5 protein-coding genes are annotated in these 7,136 nt (G+C 32.5%); all 5 read left to right on the top strand.

All coding sequences use genetic code 11. From position 1 onward, the window contains the following. Nucleotides 1-890 (top strand): ABC transporter ATP-binding protein (locus tag RWM06_RS00480; RefSeq protein ID WP_313969711.1); only part of this gene is annotated, 890 nt, incomplete at its 5' end. A 744-nt stretch (nucleotides 891-1,634) separates the two neighbouring features. After that, entirely contained in the window at nucleotides 1,635-2,894 is a 1,260-nt protein-coding gene (locus RWM06_RS00475) for a site-specific integrase (protein WP_313969710.1), read from the top strand. Nucleotides 2,895-2,906: 12 nt separating this feature from the next. After that, nucleotides 2,907-4,760 (top strand): hypothetical protein, encoded by a 1,854-nt coding sequence (locus RWM06_RS00470; protein ID WP_313969709.1) that lies wholly within the window; start codon nucleotides 2,907-2,909, stop codon nucleotides 4,758-4,760. Then, entirely contained in the window at nucleotides 4,757-6,418 is a 1,662-nt protein-coding gene (locus tag RWM06_RS00465) for a hypothetical protein (RefSeq protein WP_313969708.1), read from the top strand. The genes RWM06_RS00470 and RWM06_RS00465 overlap by 4 nt, the downstream gene beginning before the upstream one ends. After that, nucleotides 6,411-7,136 (top strand): hypothetical protein, encoded by a 726-nt coding sequence (locus RWM06_RS00460; protein ID WP_313969707.1) that lies wholly within the window; start codon nucleotides 6,411-6,413, stop codon nucleotides 7,134-7,136. Before RWM06_RS00465 ends, RWM06_RS00460 begins: the two co-directional genes overlap by 8 nt.

Genomic DNA, 7,136 nt, shown 5'->3' with positions numbered 1-7,136 from the left:
TTGGAAGTGTAACAGCTATTGTTCAACTGGTCAATTTTGTAGTAATGCCACTAAATGAAGTTGGTATGGGAATAAGTAAATTCCGTGAAGGTCAGGCAACACTAGATGCATTTGAGGTAAAAGATGTAATCGAACTTCAAACTGGTAAAACGAAAGAATATTTCGATGATGTTATTTCTTTTTCAAATATAGATTTTTCTTATCCTAATAATGAAGAAAAGATTTTTAATCATTTATCTTTGAAGATTCAAAAAGGGGAAAAAATTGCAATTGTAGGAATGTCAGGGAGTGGAAAATCAACTTTGCTCAATTTATTGCTGCGTTTTTATGATGTAACAAGTGGACATATTTCAATTGATAATCAAGATATACAAGCTATTTCAGCAGAGAGTCTTTATAACTTGATGACGATTGTTCAGCAAGATGTTTATATCTTTGATGATACTTTAAGAGCAAATATTACTCTTAATCAATCCTTCACTGATGAGGAAATAAAGAAAGCTGTACAGCAGTCAGGTTTAGAAAGTTATGTTTTAGAAAATGAATTAGGTCTACAAGCTTTATGTGGAGAGAATGGATCAAATTTATCTGGCGGACAAAAACAAAGAGTTAGTATTGCGCGCGCCTTGATTCGAAAAACACCAATCTTATTATTGGATGAGGCTACTTCATCTTTGGATAATCAAGTAACTACTGAAATTGAAAGTTCAATCTTGGATATTCAAAATTTGACTGCACTTGTAGTAACCCACAAGTTGAATGAGAACATTTTGAAAAAATACGATAGAATTCTCTTTATGAAAGATGGCGTTATTGTTGAAGATGGTTCTTTCAGTGATTTGATGGATAGGAGAGGTGAGTTTTATAAGTTGTTTGAGTTGAGTGTGTAATTCTCTTTCATTTTATTTTATAGTATAATTTTATAAAACACTTTATCACTTTCGTTCTATAATATAGAAGCTTGCTAGCACCACATGAGGAGAAATCATGAGGGATATTATCAGTTGAATAAGTAAGAGTATAATCTACATCTCCAAAGTAGGAGTGGCTAGTTCCAGCAGAAAGACCTTCATAGGTTTTATAACTGAATAGATCGACTTACTTTGTTGTCGAATTTTTCCTGTTCTTCAAGTAATTCTAAGGAATAGACGACAACTTTAAAATCAAATAAGCTAAAAACGCTCTAAAATCATTAAATTGACATAAAAGTGTTTTTTATTGTCAAAATATACAATTGAAAAAATTTCCAGTTTTTTAAAAATCACTTTCTTAGATGACAATTTAATCAAAATATGATATAATACAGAAAAAGTAAAAATAACAAAAGTAACTTACAGAAGTAAAATAAAAAAAGTAAATAGATAGCCACGGCGGATATTCCTTTCATCGTTTAGAAGGAGTTGCTGTGGTTATCGTTGTTGCTGAGCTAATTAATTGCTCTTATTATTTAGATGAAGTTACTTTTATTATTGAATTAATTTGAATAATAATAACGATCAATGAAAGTACTCATCGATATTCCCTTTATGCAGTTTAGAGCACAAAGGAAAATAGTACTGATTTGATCGTTTTTTTCTGTATTGACATCATAAAACACAGTAAGAACCTTCAGTCATAATAAACAAGGAGGTAACATGAGATTTGTTGTGTATAAACATTCGCTGATTCTAGGTGATAATAATATCGTTACAAAGCAATTGATTGCACTCAAACATGATGATGGCACATTACAATTCACTCATTTTCATAGATATGTAAAATCTGCCGCAAAAATTAAGTCTATTTCAGACGATGGCAACAAACGTTTTTCATACGTTGTTAAGTTTTTGAACTATATATTTGGAACAGTTGGGGTAAATAATCTTGATCAACTAACTTTTGAAATGGTCAAGGAATTTTTTACGCTTTATGGTTTAACACAATTGCCTGAAGATAGAACAAATAGAAAGAAAAGTACAGTCGAAAAATGTGTAAATGCAGTTCTTGATTTTTTAACTCTATACTTGAATGAACGAAAAGGGAAGGCTAAATTGAAGCCAAAAGACCTTTATTCTATCAATACGTTCACTAATAGACGAGGTAGAGTCATCAAAAGAAAAGAGTTGAATTTTGAGGTATTTGTTGATGGAAGCAACACACAGAAGTCAATTTTTAGGGATATGCCAAACAGCGCCTTTGAAATGCTTTTTGCTCACATTGCTCAATATCACAAGGATTTACTTATGGTTGTTGCTTTGGGAGCATTTGTTGGTTTAAGACCATCAGAAGCTTGTAATGTAAGGCGTGAAGATAGCCCTTTGGGGGCAGGTATCATATTTCACCAAAGTGATAATCAAGTATTTAAAATTGAGATTGATCTGCGAAAAGAAATGCCCCTTAGAAGCGATTTAAAGCCAACTGGACGAATTAAAAAGGAAAGACTTCAAGCTGTACCTTATATCTTCTTAGAGGTCTTTTTAGACACCTACAATGACTATATGAGCTACCTAGAAGGTAAAAGTTATGAGAGAGATTATGGTCCATTAAACCTTAACAAGCAAGGGAAAGCATTGTCATACGATGTGTACTATCAACGATTTCGTAAGATTATTCGCGAAGAAATGATTCCAATATTTCTTAAATCTGATGACCCAGAGGTTGTCTTTTTTGGTCAACTCTTGCAAGAAAATAATATTTCACCCCATATCTTTAGGCACTGGTACACCACACAATTGGTTTTGTCAGGTGTTAATGAAGTTAGTGAACTGATGTCTGCTAGAGGGGACAATTCACCAGAAAGTGCTTGGGTTTATTTACAAAATAAAGGAGAAATTGCAAAACAATATGGTCAGGTTAATAATGGTGTTTTTGAATATATGAACTGGCAAGCAGAAAAATTGTTTGGAGAAGATTAAAAGGAGTAGCTATTGGTAGTAGATTTAAAAAATTATCTTGAAAGAATATTAGTCGAGTTAGGTGCTGCTACAATAAAACACCGTGAGAAAGTCAGTGGATTCTTACTAGACAATGAATGGTTTGGTGTGTCTATAAATCTTGATGATTATACTATTTCTGAAAAAGATGCTGAAGTTCTTAAAAATCATATCAAAGACTATTTAACAACACCTCCTGGAATTAAAAGTATGGAAGGAATCTTTTCAAAAAAATTTCCTTCTACAAGTGAATTATTCGTACAATTTGCTGAAGAAGAAAAGCTGAGTGAAACAAATCGTTTCTATCTACTTGATTTTTTAGCATATTACTTAACAAAAGATTTGTTTCTATATAGTGATGCTGAAGTGGAGACCATAGTAGAAGTAGCAACAGAAGTTCTCACGAAATTACAAGGCAATATCCTTATTCAATTTATCAAGTGGCTTCTCAATAAAGGTGTTACTCGTTATCGAGTAAGTTTTGAAATGACAAAACGTTATACGATTGAGAGTACAAATGGAGCGTATGAATTAGATGAATACCTTGAATTAATGTATTACCTGTTTAACGAAGACTACATCATAAAAAATGACATGTTGTGCAAAGCAGCAAATTCAAAGGATTATGCAGATACATGGCTATATCTAGGATTGCATTTTATTTGTGCACTAAGATCAACAGACTTAGAAAGATTAGGACATCCTAAATTAACAAGAGAGCCATTAGAAGTTTTAGAAGCAGTAGTAGATGGAACTTGGAGCAGTAGTGAAGCTAGAAGGACTTTACTAAGTATTACAACAAGATTGACTTATTTAAACTTAACACCTAATAAAACCAAAAACGCTTCTAATGTTGCTCAGCTAAAGTTTCATGTCCCAGAAAGTTGTCAGGTTCTTATTGGAACGTTATTGGCTATCTGTGAGGCACATTTCCAACTTCAAATACCATACAATGCAGAAAATCCATTGATCAGACAAATTAAAACTTATGAAAAGATTACTAGTTATATGGGGGAGGAAATCGGAAATTTATTTTTAGAGCGTAACTTTAGTAGTCGTTCTGCAAACAAGTCCTACTTACAATCTGTCGCAATGTTAGCAGATGATGTTCTTGAAGAAAAGTCAGAACTGAATATTAAAGGTTATTTTTTAGCAGCATTAGCTCGTAGCCATAAAGGGGATTTTAATGAATTTGCACAAACTACAACAACGTATCTAAAAGATGCCCAACTCGGACAACTAAAACCTGAAATGGTTGCAAAAGAACTATTTGAACGAGGCGTATTATCCATGATTCCGTCTATGCTCTTGACCATTGTAACTAGAGGAAAGTATAAAAAATTAAGTCCAAGCCAACAAACTCAAATGATTAAAAGTTTAGATTTAACGCCAGTAGAAATTGAAAAAACGTTAGAACTGAGTATTAGGGCTGATTTACGTTCGCAACAAGCTTTAAAAACTCTAGTTGAAAACAATGTTGAACCTGAACAATTACTGACAATCTGTCATCGAATTGGCAACGGAGAGGCTTTCTCTAAGCAGGGAGAAAGTATGTGTCTCTTGTCTGCATTAGGGAAACTATGCCCCTATGATGACCGTCAACATTGTGTCGGTTGCCAGTATGAATTACAAACAAAATCTACCTTACTTTTGTTAATTGGTGAGTTTAATCGTCTCAATAAACAATATCAAAAATTAAAGAATGAACTTGAACGAGGAAAGGTTCGAGCCATTCTTGAGCAGCAGATTAAACCATGTCTTACAGAAATGTTAGAAGCATTATCAGAACAGTATGGCGAAGCTGTATTATCTGATTATGAGGATATTATCAAGGAGTTAGTCAGTTGAATAATCAATTAAAATTATTTCGTAAAGTAAATGAAATTGTCCTGTTTGATGACAATATGATTGAGAGCGCAAAAGAATGTTTTCAAGACTATGTTGAAAAAGGGATTATCCTAACCACCAATTTTGAAGAAAATAGATGGGCAACAACTAATGAATATTCTAACGTTAGCTTCATTTTTAACTTGAATAAATTCCAATATAAAAGGTTTTATGAACAAGTATTTCAATTATCTTTTGATGATTTTGTCACCTACTTAAAGAGTTTTATAGTGCTATCTATGGAACATCATGTTTTAATCACACTCCAAGCCTTTTTAAGAGATATAAAAAAATTAGTCAAAGAAATAAAAGTGAACGAAGTCTTCTCGTTAGCAAATATGAAGATTTCCAACCCCTCAGTATGTATAGATTTTCTTTCTACACTACCATGTTTAGAGAGTAACGAATTAACCCAACTGATTGAGCAACTAGATGAACTTTTAAATGTTAGTTATCAACTGAACACTAAAAAACAGCGAAAGTTAGCCCAATTTCAATCCTATTTTTTATTTAATGATATTTTAAACGACTATTGGGTTAAATCATTATCAGATGAGGAAAGATTGTTTTACTACCCTCTTTTCTTATGGTGGCAAATAACAGCAGTAGTACCACTTAGACCAAGGGAGTTTTTGCTCACTCAGAGAAATTGTCTCACAGAAAAAGACGGAAAATATTACTTAACTCTCAGACGAAATAACTTAAAAGGAAAAGACAAGGGAGTATCCCATAAAATTTCAGAGGATTATTATTTAACAACTTACGAAGTACCATTTAAGCTTGCGAGTGAGATTTTAAATTATTTAGAGCTAACCAAAGACTTATCATCTACACAGTTAGATACCCTATTTGTGACAGACTCTCATTATCGGAAATGGAAACGTATTGCTGGTACTAAAAACCGTTTCTTGACGTACAGTAACTTAAATACAATTTTAAAATATTTCTTTAATGAGATTGTATCTCAACAGTATGGGTATTTTGTACATCATATCAATTCCCCAAATCAATTAGACGATCATGAGATTAATTTCATCCATATTGGAGATACTAGACACATTGCAATGATCAATCTGATAGCAGAAGGGGCTAGTCCAGTAACAGCAATGCTCTTAGCTGGACATGATAGTGTCACAACATCTTCACATTATTTTTCAAATCTGAGTCAGTTTATTGAATGTAGGAGCTATCAGCTTTATCGTAAATTAACAAACTCTCAAACGTCTTACGCTATAAGTAAAACTCAACATAGATACACCATTAATAAAAACTATGTTCCTCTTGATAATAAGGGCAGATGTTATTCACCTCGATTTGCGGAAGGTGATTATTCAGACTGTCTTAAAGTCATTAGCTCACATGCAGAGCTTGGTGCTTGTACTAGTTGTCCATTTTACAGAAAAGCTGGAAAAGATTATTTCTCTATGGATAAATCCTTTAAGAAATCAATCGACGAGGAAGCTTTAATTGTAGATGAGGCTATAAAAAGAGTTCGACAAGGAAAGGGGAATATAGAAGATATTGGTGAGGCATTATTAAAACTTAAAACAGTTAGTCGTTCTTATCAAGAATATCTAACTGAAAAACATTTATCCTTACAGGAGTTCTCAAATGGCTAGAAAGAAGTATATTGATAATCAAGAATTGCTATTATTATTTGAACATTATTTGCTGGAACATTGTTCGAATAATCCTAGACTTTTCAAAATTCCACAGTTTGGAAATTACCTTAGAAACAATGGATTTCCGCAAGTTGCAGACACAACGATTAGAAGAAACAAAGAATTTAGACAAGCCCTTAATGATAAATTGGAACTATTTGAGGACGACACCTATCAAACAGTTATAACGTATAAAACTCTAGATGTGGAACGTTTCTTAATGACCAATAGAACCCCTAAAGCAATCAAATCAGCATTGATGAAACTTAACAATTATTATAAAAGAGTTGTTGATGCAGCAATAGAATATAAGGAAGAAGCCAGTAAGCTCAAAACAAAAGTTTCAGAGTTGAAAAATGAGGTAGTACAACTTAATGAAAAGAATGCTGAAATTAAGGAGCAGACAGCATTAAACAAAGAATTATTAGAGGAAAACAAAAAGTTAAGAAATCTTCTTAAAACCAGTTTGTATCCTGGGATTGCAAATGAATTATTAAAAGAAGAAGGCTTATTAAAATCTGATCAGCAACTTGTAACTAAGAAGTATCTAAGTGAAAATATTATCACCTCAGACACAAAAATATCTTTTGAAAAGCACACTCATAAAGAGAAGAAAGCAGGCAAAAGTAAGATTTTGGAAATCAAAAACTTACTGGATAATAAGACTAAGTATTAG

The organism is uncultured Streptococcus sp. (genome assembly GCF_963516575.1).
Taxonomy (GTDB): domain Bacteria; phylum Bacillota; class Bacilli; order Lactobacillales; family Streptococcaceae; genus Streptococcus.
Note: the sequence above shows the minus strand (reverse complement) of the source record. Positions and strands in the feature narration are given on the sequence as shown.

Excerpts from the sequence above, each read along its gene's own strand:
- RWM06_RS00475 (WP_313969710.1), top strand. The coding sequence starts at position 1,635 with ATGAGATTTGTTGTGTATAAACATTCGCTGATTCTAGGTGATAATAAT.
- RWM06_RS00460 (WP_313969707.1), top strand. The coding sequence starts at position 6,411 with ATGGCTAGAAAGAAGTATATTGATAATCAAGAATTGCTATTATTATTT.